The 15,780-nt window shown below is 40.1% G+C and carries 14 protein-coding genes; 7 read left to right on the forward strand and 7 right to left on the reverse strand.

The window, feature by feature from the left end:
- The first annotated feature begins 210 nt into the window (after positions 1 to 210).
- From ACZ5L8_RS01390 to ettA, 3 genes are all read left to right on the forward strand, one after another.
- Positions 211 to 387, forward strand: coding sequence for a CAL67264 family membrane protein (locus tag ACZ5L8_RS01390; protein ID WP_464440897.1), 177 nt, complete (start codon positions 211 to 213; stop codon positions 385 to 387).
- Positions 388 to 397: 10 nt separating this feature from the next.
- Entirely contained in the window at positions 398 to 859 is a 462-nt protein-coding gene (locus ACZ5L8_RS01395) for a DinB family protein (protein ID WP_464439214.1), read from the forward strand.
- A gap of 423 nt (positions 860 to 1,282) precedes the next feature.
- On the forward strand, positions 1,283 to 2,974 hold the full coding sequence (ettA, locus tag ACZ5L8_RS01400; RefSeq protein WP_464439216.1) for an energy-dependent translational throttle protein EttA: 1,692 nt from the start codon (positions 1,283 to 1,285) through the stop codon (positions 2,972 to 2,974).
- Positions 2,975 to 3,030: 56 nt separating this feature from the next.
- On the opposite strand, the gene ACZ5L8_RS01405 is transcribed toward ettA, so the two are convergent.
- Entirely contained in the window at positions 3,031 to 3,651 is a 621-nt protein-coding gene (locus tag ACZ5L8_RS01405) for a tetratricopeptide repeat protein (RefSeq protein WP_464439218.1), read from the reverse strand.
- Positions 3,652 to 3,814: 163 nt separating this feature from the next.
- On the opposite strand from ACZ5L8_RS01405, the gene ACZ5L8_RS01410 reads away from it, so the two are divergent.
- Positions 3,815 to 4,765: a sterol desaturase family protein gene (locus ACZ5L8_RS01410; RefSeq protein ID WP_464439220.1), complete on the forward strand. Its 951-nt coding sequence runs from the start codon at positions 3,815 to 3,817 to the stop codon at positions 4,763 to 4,765.
- 3 nt (positions 4,766 to 4,768) lie between these two features.
- On the opposite strand, the gene ACZ5L8_RS01415 is transcribed toward ACZ5L8_RS01410, so the two are convergent.
- The 5 genes from ACZ5L8_RS01415 to ACZ5L8_RS01435 all read right to left on the reverse strand — a co-directional run bounded on the left by ACZ5L8_RS01415 (position 4,769) and on the right by ACZ5L8_RS01435 (position 11,378).
- Positions 4,769 to 6,100, reverse strand: a complete 1,332-nt coding sequence (locus ACZ5L8_RS01415; RefSeq protein ID WP_464439222.1) for a DUF3570 domain-containing protein — start codon at positions 6,098 to 6,100, stop codon at positions 4,769 to 4,771.
- A gap of 11 nt (positions 6,101 to 6,111) precedes the next feature.
- A complete protein-coding gene (locus tag ACZ5L8_RS01420) occupies positions 6,112 to 6,324 on the reverse strand; it encodes a DUF4266 domain-containing protein (protein WP_462599247.1) in 213 nt (70 codons plus the stop codon).
- Positions 6,321 to 7,304 (reverse strand): FAD:protein FMN transferase, encoded by a 984-nt coding sequence (locus tag ACZ5L8_RS01425; protein WP_464439224.1) that lies wholly within the window; start codon positions 7,302 to 7,304, stop codon positions 6,321 to 6,323. The genes ACZ5L8_RS01420 and ACZ5L8_RS01425 overlap by 4 nt, the downstream gene beginning before the upstream one ends.
- A 5-nt stretch (positions 7,305 to 7,309) precedes the next feature.
- Positions 7,310 to 7,747: a thioredoxin family protein gene (locus tag ACZ5L8_RS01430; RefSeq protein WP_464439226.1), complete on the reverse strand. Its 438-nt coding sequence runs from the start codon at positions 7,745 to 7,747 to the stop codon at positions 7,310 to 7,312.
- 400 nt (positions 7,748 to 8,147) lie between these two features.
- Positions 8,148 to 11,378 carry a S41 family peptidase gene (locus ACZ5L8_RS01435; protein WP_464439228.1) on the reverse strand — a complete coding sequence of 1,077 codons (3,231 nt, stop codon included), beginning with the start codon at positions 11,376 to 11,378 and terminating at the stop codon, positions 8,148 to 8,150.
- 171 nt (positions 11,379 to 11,549) lie between these two features.
- On the opposite strand from ACZ5L8_RS01435, the gene ACZ5L8_RS01440 reads away from it, so the two are divergent.
- Together ACZ5L8_RS01440 and ACZ5L8_RS01445 are read left to right on the forward strand one after the other, a co-directional pair.
- On the forward strand, positions 11,550 to 12,248 hold the full coding sequence (locus tag ACZ5L8_RS01440) for an HAD family hydrolase (RefSeq protein WP_464439230.1): 699 nt from the start codon (positions 11,550 to 11,552) through the stop codon (positions 12,246 to 12,248).
- Positions 12,249 to 12,250: 2 nt separating this feature from the next.
- Positions 12,251 to 12,814, forward strand: coding sequence for a pyridoxamine 5'-phosphate oxidase family protein (locus tag ACZ5L8_RS01445; protein ID WP_464439231.1), 564 nt, complete (start codon positions 12,251 to 12,253; stop codon positions 12,812 to 12,814).
- Positions 12,815 to 12,816: 2 nt separating this feature from the next.
- Here ACZ5L8_RS01445 and ACZ5L8_RS01450 read toward each other — a convergent pair whose 3' ends face one another.
- Positions 12,817 to 13,092 carry a YciI-like protein gene (locus ACZ5L8_RS01450; protein ID WP_464439232.1) on the reverse strand — a complete coding sequence of 92 codons (276 nt, stop codon included), beginning with the start codon at positions 13,090 to 13,092 and terminating at the stop codon, positions 12,817 to 12,819.
- Positions 13,093 to 13,189: 97 nt separating this feature from the next.
- Between ACZ5L8_RS01450 and ACZ5L8_RS01455 the strand changes: the two genes are divergently transcribed.
- A complete protein-coding gene (locus ACZ5L8_RS01455) occupies positions 13,190 to 15,556 on the forward strand; it encodes a S9 family peptidase (protein ID WP_464439234.1) in 2,367 nt (788 codons plus the stop codon).
- Positions 15,557 to 15,780 lie beyond the last annotated feature (224 nt).

Here is a 15,780-nt window from a genome sequence, read left to right on the forward strand (position 1 = left end):
AATGTGTTTTAAAATCAGCGTGTTATATGATCTCGCTTTTGCGAAAAGCACAATGACGCAAAATTTTGTTTTCTTTGCCACGATTTTAGAACTCGCGCCAGGGGTAGTAGCGGCATCCTTTTTAAAAACCATCGGATTTTTAAAAAGATATAGCGGATGACCCGGTCATCGCCCTAAGGCGAATGAGGCGCCATAACATATATGAATATGATGAATAAGAATACTGTTTTAGGCTGGGCAACCTTTATAATGATCTTAATGGGCGTTATCCTTATCACGCTAGGTGCTTACAGATATGCAGATGTTGCAGGTTGGGGTTTTGCCTCTGTGGGTATAGGTTTCTTTGCCATTGCTTGGGTATTCAATGCGTTAAAGGGACGCGTGTAAATGACTAAATATGGATGAGGTAAAAAGACAACTGATCAAGCATTTAAATGGTGGTGAAGCGTTTACTCCGCTAGGGCAATTGCTTGAAGATATTGATGCTGATAAAGTAGGGGAGCGCCCTCACGGATTGCCATATTCTATTTATGAGTTGTTGTATCACATCACCTATGCACAAAAAGACATTTTAGACTTTTGTGTTTCTGACGCATATAAAACTCCGCAATGGCCTGAAGATTACTGGCCATCTAAATCAAAGCCCACAGCCAGCGAATGGCAAAACTTGATCGATGATTACTTTGCGCACCGCGAGCAGTTAACGCTCTTTATTCGTGAGAATGACCTTACCAAAGTTGTGAAAAATGGCGATGATCAAACGCTGTTACGAGAGGTTATGCTGGTGATCGAGCATACAGCATATCATACGGGTCAAATGGTTGTGCTTCTGCGGTTGCTGGGAGCGTATGAGGAGTAATTTTATATTCTATTAATTTGAATTATTTTCTTTTAAAAGCAACATTGCTATATATTCTAGTTAATCTGCTGTGTATACAGTATGAGATTAATGCCGCAGGTGGACGAGCAATGATTCTTTTAATAATATACCCTATTTTATGGATTGGAATGCTCGTATTTATTTTCATTAAAGCGAGTCAAAATCAAACAGATTGGTTCTCTAAGAAAAAAATCATCTCCACTTTACTTTTGATGGTTTTTTGCACACCACTTACTTATTTTCTTCTTTATTCCTTGATTAAATAATATCTTTTCACTTTGTCTTAAAAAACTTAGGTAATTGATAATTTTGCACAATTACACTTAATATGAATAAGTATATGAATTTATAGTAGTTTGATGCTTTATATACTAAAATAGACTAGCAAATAAAATAAAATACATGAGCGACGATAATAAGGTTATCTTTTCAATGAGTGGTGTGACTAAGACGCACCCAGGCGCAAACACGCCAGTATTAAAAAATATATACCTCAGTTTCTTTTATGGGGCTAAAATTGGTATCCTAGGTCTTAACGGTAGTGGTAAATCTACTTTGCTTAAGATCATTGCAGGGGTAGATAAGAACTATCAAGGAGATGTGGTGTTCTCTCCGGGATATTCGGTGGGATTATTAGAGCAGGAGCCTCAACTGGATGATGAGAAAACGGTTCTTGAAGTTGTGCGTGAAGGAGCTGCAGAAACGGTAGCTATTCTTGACGAGTACAACAAGATCAATGATATGTTTGGGCTAGAAGAGGTGTATAGCGATCCTGATAAGATGGAGAAGCTTATGAACCGCCAGGCAGAGCTACAAGATGAGATCGATGCTCGTGGTGCATGGGAACTTGATAATAAACTAGAGATCGCGATGGATGCATTGCGCACGCCACCAGCTAATCAAAAAATAGGAGTACTCTCTGGAGGTGAGCGTCGCCGTGTTGCTTTATGTCGTTTGCTTTTACAAGAGCCAGATGTATTACTACTGGATGAGCCTACTAACCACCTTGATGCCGAAAGTGTACATTGGTTAGAGCATCACTTAGCGCAATATAAGGGAACGGTGATAGCAGTAACGCATGACCGTTATTTCTTAGATAATGTTGCTGGATGGATCCTTGAGCTAGACCGTGGAGAAGGCATCCCATGGAAGGGGAACTATTCTTCTTGGTTAGACCAGAAGTCGAAGCGTATGGCGCAAGAGCAAAAACAAGCGAGCAAGCGTCAAAAGACATTAGAACGCGAGTTAGAATGGGTGAAAATGGCACCAAAAGGTCGCCAGGCGAAACAAAAAGCCCGTTTGAACAACTACGATAAATTGATGAGTCAGGATCAAAAACAAACTGACGAAAAGCTAGAGATCTACATCCCTAATGGTCCACGTCTGGGAACTAATGTGATTGAGGCTAAGGGTGTTTCTAAAGCCTTTGGAGATAAGTTACTTTATGAAAATCTTAACTTCAACCTTCCGCAGGCGGGTATTGTAGGGATCATTGGTCCTAACGGTGCTGGTAAAACCACCATCTTTAAAATGATCATGGGCGAGATAGAACCAGATCAAGGTAATTTTGAAGTAGGAAATACAGCGCAGATCGCTTATGTAGATCAATCGCACTCTAATATTGATCCAGATAAATCAATTTGGGAGAACTTTAGCGATGGTCAGGAACTGGTGATGATGGGTGGCCGTCAGGTAAATTCTAGAGCGTACTTAAGTCGTTTTAATTTTAGCGGAAGCGAACAAAACAAGAAAGTAGATAAACTCTCTGGTGGTGAGCGCAACCGTCTGCACCTAGCGATGACCCTTAAAGAAGAAGGAAACGTATTGCTCCTGGATGAGCCTACAAACGACCTTGATGTAAACACGCTACGTGCCCTAGAAGAAGGTCTTGAGAACTTTGCAGGTTGTGCAGTGGTGATCTCTCACGACCGTTGGTTCCTTGATAGAATTTGTACGCACATTCTTGCTTTTGAGGGAGATAGTCAAGTGTATTTCTTTGAAGGTGGTTTCTCTGATTATGAAGAGAATAAGAAAAAACGTCTGGGCGGAGATCTAATGCCTAAGCGTATTAAATACAAGAAATTAACGAGATAATGTTTTGGCTTAAAGCCAAAAAGAATCAAACCCGCTCATTACTGTGAGCGGGTTTTTTATTTGCCCATCAGTGAGTCTAGCTCTTTGCGCAGGGTGAGTATCTCACTTTTACTTGAAGCTCTTTCTAACTTCTGAAGCACTTTTTCTGCTTTATCGCAATCTTCAAAATCAAATTTACATGAAGCCTTGTACGCTAGCGCAAGTCTATAATTCGCATCATAATCCTGCGGAAACAACAGCATTGCCTTGCGATATTGAAATGCTGCATTATGCCATTTGCGTTGGCCAAACCATTTGTCACCATCTTCTATATAGTAGTAATAGTCTTTCTGTTTTTTAGCTAAGATCTCTTCTTGTGAAATTCCCGGAGGTGGAGCGTTCCATGCTTTATAAAAGGAATAAAAACTCCATGCGGCAAGAATCATGAACGCGACAGATAGTAATACCGAAATAGCCTTGTGTTGCTTGCTGCTTTTTTTGGCTTTAAGCCTAATTGCTTTTAATACTTCTGGAGAAGCTTCTTTGTCTTTGATCTTGCCTAGGTTTGCGGTGAGATCGTTCTTATTTGTTCTTAAGAAAAAGTCGTCTCTATTAAACCGATTGCCTTTGCGCAACAAATTCTTGTTATTGCGCAATGAGGTGATCATTCCCTGTATTGAGCCGCCTCCGCCTAGCATAATGGTTTGGTTTGATTATAGGTAGGTTTTTGCAGGCTTATGTTACATTTTATCCTAGAGCTGTTGCTTTTTAACTGGATAACAATAAATAAAATATAGATCGTTGTTCATTTCTAGCAGCTAACCCTTATATTGACGGCTAACCTGCGATTAAAGACAATTCATGAGTTTTACAAATCCACTTGTTTATGGTGTTCCTTGCTTTCTGGGCTTTATTATTATGGAGCTTGCGCATAGTAAGAAATTTGGCCGAAAAGACCTTTATCACTGGAAGGACTTTTTAAGTAGCTTGGCGCTGGGTGTAGGTTCTGCGATCATAGGTGCGCTGGTAAAAACAGTGGCCACGATCTTTATTTTCAATTTTGTGTATGACCTTTTTAATCCAGAAGTAGATGGCATTCGCCAAAATATCTTCGGTTGGGAATCCTTTAGTTATGCTTGGTATGTATGGTTGCTGTGCATGTTAGCAGACGATTTTACGTATTACTGGTTCCATAGACAGAATCATATGGTAAGAATCTTGTGGGCGGCACATATTGTGCATCACTCATCAGATAATTTTAATCTGGGGACGGCTATTAGAAACGGTTGGTTTACCATTTTATACAAGCCATTCTTTTACTTATGGATAGTTATTATAGGCTTCCCGCCAGAAATGCTTGTGGTATGTCTAGGTATAGAAGCGTTGTGGCAGTTTCAGCTGCATACTCAGTACATCAAGAAGCTAGGATTCTTTGAGAAGTTCATAAATACTCATACCATGCATCAAGTGCATCATGCACGTAATATTGAGTACATGGACAAAAACCATGGAGGTATTCTGAATATTTTTGATAGAATATTTGGTACGCACAAAGAGCTGGATGACGAGATCGATATTGAATATGGAGTTACAACTCCGCCTAACTCATATAATCTGTACACCATCTTAACGCATGAGTACAAGAATATCTGGCAGGATATGAAAAAGACAAACAACTGGTATTACAAAATGATGTACGCCTTAGCTCCTCCAGGCTGGAGTCACGACGGCAGCACCCAGACCATTAAGCAAATGCGAAAAGAAATGCGTCAAGAGCGTGAGCAGCAATTACAACTTGTGGCAGAAGAGTAATTCTTAATTCTGCACAAATTTTATTCCCGCAGTAATGATATCTGCTTTAAGACCAGTATCTCTATCATAATGGTCGTACTTAATATCAATACTTTTTAAACCAAGCTTCCAGATATTGAACTTTGTAAAAATGTCTGTGTAAGAAACACCTATCCCAAATTGATTTGCAGTATAATCAGATAGATCATAATCTGAAGTATAAAACTCATCTGTAGAAAGGTTCATTTCATAAGGCGCAAAATAATCTGCAGCTGTTTGTTGATAGAAACGATATGAAGGATACACAGTGAATTTACTTCCTAGTTTTACAGGGACTTCAAGACTTGCCGTGTGAGAATTGATTCCCCAATTGTCTGTGTAATACCTGTAAAAACTGCGTAGAACAACAAACTCATTAACGTAGTAATTAAGCCGAGCACCAGCAGCTATCTTAAAGCGAGAGTCTGGCAAACGTTCTATATCATCAGCCAACTGGAAGTCTTCAATAAAAGAATCTTGCTTGTCAGCAAAATACACACGCTGAAATGGCGTGCTCAATAATCCATTTTGAGAAACCAGATCAAGCACGACAGAGGTTTGCAGTTTTCTGGATAAGATTTGAGAAAAATTAAAACCTACAGAATACGAGTTGCGAGATTCATTATCAAACTCAGTAAAATTAGGATTATAGTTGGCATTACCCTCTATCGCATAGATCAAGAAAAGAAAGTTGTTCATTCCCTCGCCGCCTTCTGCAAACGGTCGTAGCTCGATAGGATAGATCGCTTTCCACTGGTCGAGATAGACATTTGCTTTGATGCCTACCTCTGTGTTCTTCTCATTAAAAAGATAGTTATAGCTTCCGCCAAAACCCACTGAGAAATAATCATACTCATTTGCGACAGACGCTTTTGCCGTCCAGATGCGATTGCGATCATCGCTGCTATGACTGTAATTTATATTAAAATTAGACCATAAGTCTGAGCCCGAAGCACCTGAGCTTGCAACAAAAGGATCAGCACCTTGCGTAGTATCAAAAGGATCTACATTACTGGAAGATGCAGAAGTGTAGGCAGAAACTCCGCCATCTATTGTCAAAACATCATCATCGTTAAGCGGGATAGAAACGATAATTGTTCCCGTAGCATCAGTAAGTTCTTCAGTTCCTAAACCCCCGCTCACGGCAGCATTGTTACCATCCTGACCATAATAGCTGCTTAGCAAGTCAACTTCAGTGGTTTCAAGAACACGTTTTTTGTATGCTGTTTGATCTTCTGTTTGTTGGGCTTTCGCCGAAAGGCACATCGAGACAAAAGCGAAGAATAAGACCGTGTTTTTAAGTAATTGAGTTTTCATACGCTTATTGTTTAGTTACAACCACAACCACCGCCAGTTTTACCGCCGTTACCGCCTGAGGCTGCCTCGCGGTATGAATGAAATGTTGAGATATTTCTGTCGCAGGGTTTATCGCTTAAGGCCATGTCTGGGTCATTGATAGCGATCTTTTCGTATTCTTTTACCGCCACACACGATGTGAGCGAGCTGATAGCAAAGCAAGCGATGAGGATCTTTATTTTCATAGCTGGTCTATTTTAATATTTGAGGTGGTGTGAATGCCGCCTTTGTCATCAATGATGATACAATCAATTTGGGGTAATTGTTCAATGCGATCTAGGCCTACATCTTTGCCCATTACAAAAACTGATGTTGCTAGCGCATCTGCCAGTTCTGCCTTAGGAGCAAAAACAGTAACGCTCAGGATCCCTGTAGAAGGATAACCTGAGCGTGGATCAATAATGTGTGTATATTTTGTGCCGTTGAAGGTAACATACTTCTCATAATTACCAGAAGTCACCACTGCGCCATGTGTGATGGGCAACAGTGCAAAGGCCTTGTTCTTATCTAGCGGATTTGTGATAGCAACCTTCCAGTCTGAACCGTCTGGTTGTTTACCCCAAGTATTCATATCGCCTGAGGCGTTTATGATACCAGCGGTAACTCCTTTTTCGATAAGTAGATTTTTTGCCATGTCTGCCGCATATCCTTTACCTATGGCTCCAAAACCTATTTTCATTCCTTTGTTCTTTAAGAAAACTGTGCTGTTCTCTTTGTCAAGAATGATATTTTTAAAACCCACATTCGCAACCGAGTTTTTGATAGCTTCGGCGCTAGGCATTGCTTTCATGCTGCCATCAAAATACCAGATCTTATCCATACTGGCGTAACTTATATCAAAGGCGCCATCAGTAAGTTTTGAAATTCCTATAGCGCGCACAATAAGGTTAAAAAGCTCGGGAGCAACTTTTACCGGCTGTATTCCGGCATTGCGATTAATGAGTGATGTTTGTGAGTTTGCATCCCAAGAGGAGATGAGTTTTTCTATACGAGTGATTTCTGCGACAGCGAGATCAATATCTTTTTTTGCTTGTGTAGCATCTTGAGCAACAACCGTGATGTCAAATCTGCTACCCATAAGTTTAAGCGTTTCTTTAAAGGTTTGCTGCGCGTGCGCAAACTGTATAAAAAGAAAAGCAAATATGGTTAGCGTGGTGTTGCGCAAGTCTTCTAAGATTTAAAGGAGTTAAAAACTTTGATATACTCTTGCACAGATGTACCCGGTGTGTAACTGGTCTTGCCAAGCACTTTTCCCGTTTTGTCTAGCTTAACTACAAGTGGGAAGATGCCGTTGCTGTTATATTTTTCAGCAAGTGCGTTATTCTTTTTTTGTTGTGCTTCTGGTAGGGCGTTCTTTTTCTTACGCGGGAAGTCTGCTTGCAACATCACATAATGATCTGCGGCATACTTTTTAAATTCATCTGTACTCCACAGTTCGCGATCTAACTTAATGCACGGCGCACACCAGTCTGACCCTTGAAATACGAGTAAAATCTCTTTGTTCTCTTGTGACGCTGTTTTTTTGGCTGCAGCCAAATCTGTTTGCCACTCTTGTGCAAAAGCATTTAAGCTGATGAAGAATAGGAGTATGGGGAGTAACTTTTTCATATTGGGGTCTATATAAAATTAACGAAACTTTTTGTCTATTGGTTTTTAGTAACGTTAAAAGAAATGTTCTCGAGCACCAGATTGAGTCTTGAGAAGCAGAATTATATTTAAAAAAGAACCCAGTCGCCAAATTCCCTTAAGTGTGCAACTGGGTTTTGTGAATTGTGCAATGCTTTAACGAAACCCCTAAAAATCGTTGTTCGCTGAGCACAAAAGCACTTGTAAAAATAAGGATTTTAACAGGCGGGCTTGTGTAACATTTGTTACACAAGGGTAGTGCTGTATGTTATAAAATCATAAATAGTTAGTTTAGAAATTGGTATCTATTGATCAATTTATTGCTTGCATAAAAAAACCGCCCGGTTGGGGCGGTTCTTAGTTTTTTTGGCTTTAAGCCAAATTATTTTACCTCTTTAAGAAGTTCTTTAACTGCAGTTTGTATCTGCGCGTCTTCACCATTTAAGAATCCGTTATACGGAAGGGCAACATCAATGTCTGGCTTTAATTCTAGGTTCTCTGTAGGTCTGCCTTCTTTACCTATTGTAGCGACCATTGGGATACCAAATACGATGGTAGGATCTATCTGAGATTCCCACCATACAGCGGTTCCTGTTCCTGGAACTGGTTTACCCACAAGTTTACCTATGCCGTTTTGCTTGTAAACATACGGGAAGATAAAGGCATCACTGTAATTGCCTTCGCCCATTACCACAATGCTAGGTTTGTTCCAGCGGGTCATAGATTCACCGCCTTTTATGGTTTTGCCCTGTGGTGCAAATTCTAGATACTTTTTCCCGCTAAGGAAAGTATTAAGATCATCATGTAACCAACCACCACCGTTAAAACGGGTATCTACCACAAGACCTTTTTTGTCAAGATTGCGGCCCATGGCGTTGTCATACACTTCTCTAAAACTGCCATCGTTCATCCCACGGATGTGAACATAGCCCAGTTGACCATTACTTAAAGAGTCAACTTTATGCTCCATCATATCAATCCAGCGTTTGTACATAAGCTGACTTTGAGAGCCCATGCTTTCTGGCTTGATGGTTTGTGAAAATGTATTGCTACCGCTTTTTACAGTAAGCAGGACATTTTTTCCTTGAATGTTATTAAGGTATTTATTCCAGTTGTCACCAGCTTTGATCTCTTGATCATTGATAGCGGTAATGATATCACCTTTTTTGATCTTGTTGTTTGCTTTGTTCACTGGTCCACCTGCGATAACTTCAGAGATCTTGATTCCTTCGCCAGTATAACTTTCATCATACAGTAAACCTAAAGAAGCTGTAGAATCGCCATTCTCATGACGAGGACGATAGCGACCACCGGTGTGAGAAGCATTAAGCTCTCCTAGCATTTCGCTAAGCAACTCCTGGAAGTCATAATTGTTATTGATATGCGGTAAGAACTTAGCATACTCATCATGATACATTTGCCAGTCGATACCGTGAATTGTAGGATCATAAAATTTCTTTACTACCTGTCTCCACATGTGATCAAACATATACTCACGCTCTGCATACGTATCAAGACGCATATCTCCGTCAATAGAGATGTTGCTCACTTTACCACTAGAAGCATCAACTTTTACAAGGCTACCTCTGTTGCTCATGAATAAAGTTTTGCCATCGTCACTTATCTCAATACCGCTAGGCGAACCGCCCATTTTTGCAAGAATTTTAGTTTCTCTTGTACGTGGCTCAGTTACCCAAAGATCATAGCCTTTTTCAAAAGAAGTAAGATAGAATACCTTGCTAGCATCTTCATTAAGTACATAGTCGCTTATTCTGCTACTGTTTATGGTAAGCTTTACCTTACGCATATCAAGATTATCAAGGTTGAGGTCTAGTTTTGCAACCTCTTCTTTATCCTCTTTTTTCTTTTTCTTCTTGTCATCTTTATCTTCATCCTCGTCTTCTTTGTCCTTTTTCTCAAGTTCGCTCATAAGCTCAAACTCTTCTTTGCTAAGCTCGTATTTGTCATAAGCTTCTTGATCAAAGAAAACAGCATAAATATCCTGCTCAGCACCGCCATTCATAGAGAAACCCATAAGACCTTCTTTACTACTTTCGTAAGTCATCATTTTGCCTTCCATCGCCCATTTTGCACGATTTTCTCCAAAACCACTATTTACAGGATGAAAGATCTCACCGCTACCATCTGCCTTAAGAAGTGCGATATTGTTCTTGAAGAAATAACCCTTTTGATCATCTACAAGAAGCCAGTTACTATCTGGACTCCAACTGTAAGACCAGTCGCCATCGCTGTAAGAATGATTGCGACCTTCTGGTAAAATGGTCACTGTTTTTTTGCTGTCAACATCCATTACTTTAAGAATGTTGCGCTCTTCTATATAAGCGATTTTTTTGCCGTCTGGCGAAAAGGTAGCTTGAAACTCCTCTGCATCTGTTGCAATAAGTGGCTCAACATTAATCACAGTAGAAGCATAGAAATATTCTTCTTCTGGACGCTTAAGAGTTGCTTTGTAAACATCCCAACTATCACCACGCTCTGCTGAAAATAGAAGGGTTTTACCATCTTTTGACCAACTGATCATGCGTTCTTGTTCTGGTGTGTTTGTGATGCGTTTTGTGCGTCTGTCTTCAACACCGGTTACAAAAACTTCACCGCGATTTACAAAAGCGATCTCTTTATTATTCGGGCTTACAGCAAACTCTGAAACTGAATTGATATCCATATTTTCAATCGCTTCATAACCTGCATCGTCTAGAACTTGGATGTTCAGTTTTTTGGGCGTAGACCCAGAAGAAAGCGTATAAATATCTCCTTTGTAAGTAAAGGCTATTGTGCCGTTATCTGCAATACTAAGGTGACGTACAGGGAAGTCAGTGAACTGCGTTAGCTCTTTTTCGCTCTTAGCGTTAAGATCTAAAGCATACAGATTTAAAGTGCCGTCTTTTTCATTTATGTAATACACGGTGTTGCCATCTTGACTAAAAACCGGCTCGCGATTTTCACCTTCAAAGGTTGAGACCTGCTCGTACGTATCATTTTTGATATCATAGATCCAGATGTCGCGGGTTACAGAAGATGTGTGGTGTTTTCTCCATGCATCTTCATATCCTTTTCTATCCTGAAAAATGATCTTAGAACCATCTGCATTGTAAGATGCTTCGTCAGCGCCGGCAGCACTTTCAAGCACTGGTCTGCCGCCAGCAACAGGAATGGTGTACATGTTTTGAAACATCCCTGATGGGAATCTCACACTTTCAGCAGGCGCTGTGCGGCCGCTACCAAAAAGCACTGTTGCATTGTCTGTTGTGAAGTCAAATGGATAATCATTTGCACTATTAAAGGTTAGACGTGTTGGTTTTCCGCCTTGAGCGGGCATAGTAAACACATCAAAATTGCCATAACGATCGCTTGCAAACGCTAGTGTTTTACCGTCATGACTCCATACTGGGCGCATATCATAAGCGTCGCCAGTAGTGATCGCAGTGGCTTTGCCGCCATTGCTAGGAACTGTGTAGAGGTTGCCCATGTATCCAAAAACGATGGTTTTTCCATCTGGAGAGATGCTGGGGTAGCGCATCCATTGGGCATCTTTTTGCGCGAAAATCGTACCGCTAAGGCAGCAGATCATCGCAGCAAGTAAAAATCTTCTCATGTAATTTTAAGATTTGATGAATTAGTAATAGGTTTTAACTCTCTAAAGTTAGGCCTTAAGCGTCGTTTTTTTAAGGAAAACCATAATTATCTCATTTCAATTAACAGCTGTGAGGCCAAGCTCTGCAAAGGATTATGCTTACATTTGCTTGAGTAATAAATAGTAAAGCCGTTGGAACTAGATAAAATTAAAGTCATCGCTTTTGATGCAGATGACACGCTGTGGGTAAATGAGACGATCTTTAGAGATGCTGAGCAGGCTTTCGCCAAAAGACTTACCGCATATTTACCAGAAGAAGATATTATAAAGATCCTTCTTGATACAGAGATCCAGAACCTGCAACACTACGGGTATGGGATCAAAGGTTTCACGCTTTCGCTCATGGAAGCTGCTTTGCGTATTACAAAAAATAATGTTGATGCTGAGCTGGTAGAATTTATTCTAGACATCGGTAGAAAGATGCTGGCCGAGCCTATTGAGCTTATTCCCGGTATTGAAGAAGTGCTAGATGAATTAAGCAAAAACTATAGACTGGTTGTTGCGACAAAAGGAGATTTGCTAGATCAAGAGCGCAAGTTGATAAAATCTGGTTTGATAGATTATTTTCATCACATCGAGATCGTCTCAGACAAAAAAGAACTGCAATACAAGCGCCTTGTAAAACATCTAGACATTGCGCCAGCGGAGTTCTTAATGGTAGGGAATTCTCTTAAAAGTGATGTGCTGCCTGTGCTTGCGATGGGCGGTCATGCGTTTCATATTCCATTTCACACCACGTGGGCGCACGAAGAGACTGACGAGGTTATCGCGCATAGTAAGTTTAAAGCTTTTGATTCTGCACAGGCAATGCTTCAATTTTTAAAGAAATAATCATGGGTAAGAAAACAGATCATATCGCACCATATTTACAAGAGTTCATCGCTGAGCAAAAAATATTCTTTGTCGGGACAGCTGCTCCAGAAGGACGTGTTAACGTTTCGCCGAAAGGCTTAGACAGCTTACGCGTTTTAAATGAAAACGAAGTGATCTGGCTTAATCTTACCGGTAGCGGTAATGAGACTGCTGCGCATTTATTAGAGAACGACCGCATGACGATCATGTTTTGCGCTTTTGAGGGCAAGCCGCTTATTTTGAGATTATATGGTAATGCCGCGATCTATCATGATACAGATGCCGAGTTCACAGAGTATATCTCACACTTCCCTGAAAGTGATGGCTCACGACAGATCATAAAAATGCAGGTAGATCTTGTGCAAACCAGTTGCGGTTTTGGTGTGCCATTAATGGATTTTAAAGAAGATCGAGATATTCTTACAAAATGGTCTCAACAAAAGGGCGAAAACGGTATCAAACAATACTGGAAAGAAAAAAACACAACCAGTCTTGACGGTAAATCTACAGAGATCTTAGAGCGATCTAGTTTAAAAGACGCGTAGATTTACTCGATAACAACTGTCCATTTACGCACTTCCCAACTTTTGATCAGTCCGTTTTTTACATACGGATCATTTTTAGCGAAAGCCTCAGCATCTTCATAGGCTGTTTCTCCTTTAAAAACCAGCAAAGCGCCATCTGCAGGTTCTGCAAAAGCACCGGCGATAAAGAGTTTTCCTTCTTCTTGAGCTTTTTTAGCATGCGCGAGATGCACTTCTCTAAACGCAACCCTGCGCTCAATATAATCTTCTACCGTTTTGTAAATAAGTACACAATACATAAGGTCTAATTTGCTATCAAAGATAAGCGCCGTGGTACATTTTTTACACTTTTTGCAAAGATTACATTAGCTTTATCGTACACTAAATGACCATAAAATGATAAGATTCTACAAATCAGCACTTCTAGTGTTTTTGATTTTGGCTTGCGCCAAAACTACTGCGCAACAGAGCGAACTCTCTGTTGAAAAGATCATGAAAGACCCTAAATGGATGGGAACTTTTCCGTCGCGTGTGCAATGGGGCGCTCAGGGCGAAAATATCTACTTTCAATACAATCTAGACGGCGACCCGTCAGACTCATTGTATAAGATAAGTCTGAGCGATCTTGATAAAATTGAAAAAGTAAGTATCGCAGAAAAAAAAGCAATGTCTCCTTCTTATGGAAGCTATAATGAAGACAAAACCAGGATGCTTACCACAGATGGCAACAAGCTGTGGATCTATGATATTAAAAAAGATAATAGCAAAAAACTTCTAGAACTAGATGGAAGAATAGGAGATGCGACTTTTCTTGATGAGGAGACCATAGGATTTTCACTAAGTGATAATGCGTACGTCTACAATATGAAAACTGGCGCGATCAATAAACTTACAAATATTGAAAGCGGTGAAGCACGCAGCGAAAGACCAGAGAAATCATCTGCTAAAGATGCATGGTTAAAAAGCGAAAATCTAGACTTGCTTCAAGTGGTTAGAGAGCGCGAAGAAAATGATAGTTTGTCTCAGCAGTATTACAAAGCGATGGGTGAGAAAGAGCCTTATGCTTTTTATAAAGGGGATATGTCTATCAGTAACATTGAGATTGCGCCATCACAGGATTTTGTTGCTTTTAATTTGATCAAAAGAGAGCGTAGCACTTCTACAGAAGTTCCTAATTATGTGGATGCTTCAGGATATACAAAAGAATTGAGAGCAAGAAGCAAAGTAGGCGATGAAAATACTAAAGTAGAGCTTGCGATCTATAACATTAAAAAAGACACTGCTTATTATGTGCAAACAGATAAACTTCCAGGAATAAAGGATCTACCAGATTATGTTAAGGATTATCCTGATAAAGAATGGGAAGAAAAAGAGCGTGATCTTATTTTATCATCAGCAGACTTTTCGCCGAAAGGAGATAAAGCGATCGTGAATATTAGATCTACAGATAATAAAGACCGCTGGATCGCATTGATCGATCTTACAGATGGTAGCCTTAAAAGTCTGGATCGTCAGCGTGATGAAGCTTGGCTTGCTGGTCCTGGTATTGGATGGTCTTTTGGCGGCGGAACTTTAGGTTGGTTAGATAACAACACCATTTATTACCAATCTGAAGCAAGTGGATATTCGCATTTGTATTTGCAAAATGTAAACTCTGGTGAGAAAACAGATCTTACTCCGGGTGAGTATGAAGTGTTTGATCCATTCTTGTCAAAAGATAAAAAATCTTGGTTTCTTACCACTTCAGAAGAAGGTCCTGGTGAGCGTCACTTTTATAAAATGTCTGCTCGTGGTGGAGCAATGACAAAGCTTACCACAATGGTAGGTAATAATGATGTAAGCCTTTCACCAGATGAGAAATACATGGCAATATTGTATTCTTACAGCAACAAGCCATGGGAATTATATCTTAAGAAAACCAGTGCAAAAGCAAAGCCAGAACAACTTACAGATGGTCAGTCTGAAGAGTTTAAAGATTACCAATGGCGAGAGCCAGAGCTTATTCATTTTAAAGCTGAAGACGGTGCGATGGTCGCTGCGAGATTATATGTGCCAAAGGCCGATGTGAAGAATGATGCGGCAGTGGTTTTTGTACACGGAGCAGGATATTTACAGAACGTTCATAAATGGTGGAGTAGCTATTTTAGAGAATACATGTTCAATAATTTATTGACGGATCTAGGCTACACAGTGATCGACATTGATTATCGCGGTAGCGCCGGTTATGGGCGCGATTGGCGCACGGGCATTTACCGTCATATGGGCGGTAAAGACCTAAGTGATCAAGTAGATGGTGTAAAATATCTTATCGAGAACTATGACATTGATCCTGATAAAGTAGGATTGTATGGCGGTAGTTATGGTGGTTTTATCACACTTATGGCGATGTTCAATGAGTCTGATACATTTAGTGCCGGTGCAGCTTTAAGATCGGTGACAGACTGGGCGCATTACAACCACGGCTACACGGCAAATATCCTTAATGAGCCGTCTCAAGACCCTATCGCATATCGCAGATCATCACCTATCTATTTTGCCGAAGGTCTTGAAGGAGATCTTTTAATAGCTCACGGAATGGTTGACACAAACGTTCATTTTCAGGATGTGGTGAGATTGTCTCAACGCCTTATTGAATTAGGAAAAGACAATTGGGAAATGGCAGTTTATCCAGTAGAAAACCACGGTTTTGTAGAGCCTAGCAGTTGGACAGACGAGTATAAGCGTATTCTTAAACTATTTAATGAGAGTTTATTAGATAAATAATTTTTTGGCTGTAGCCAAAAGAAAAATTGGCAACGCGGTCTGGTAATTTAAAAATGGAAAACAATGAGTAATAGCAAATGGTTAAGCGGTATTTTTTTGATCTTAATAGCTGCGACTAGCTATGCTCAAGAGTTTAAAATTGCCAGACCCGATGTCAATAATGAATAGGTGATTTAATACTGCATATAACAACATCCTCAAAAATTATTGCGGCTACTGATCTT

The sequence above is a fragment of the Leeuwenhoekiella obamensis genome (assembly GCF_055391795.1).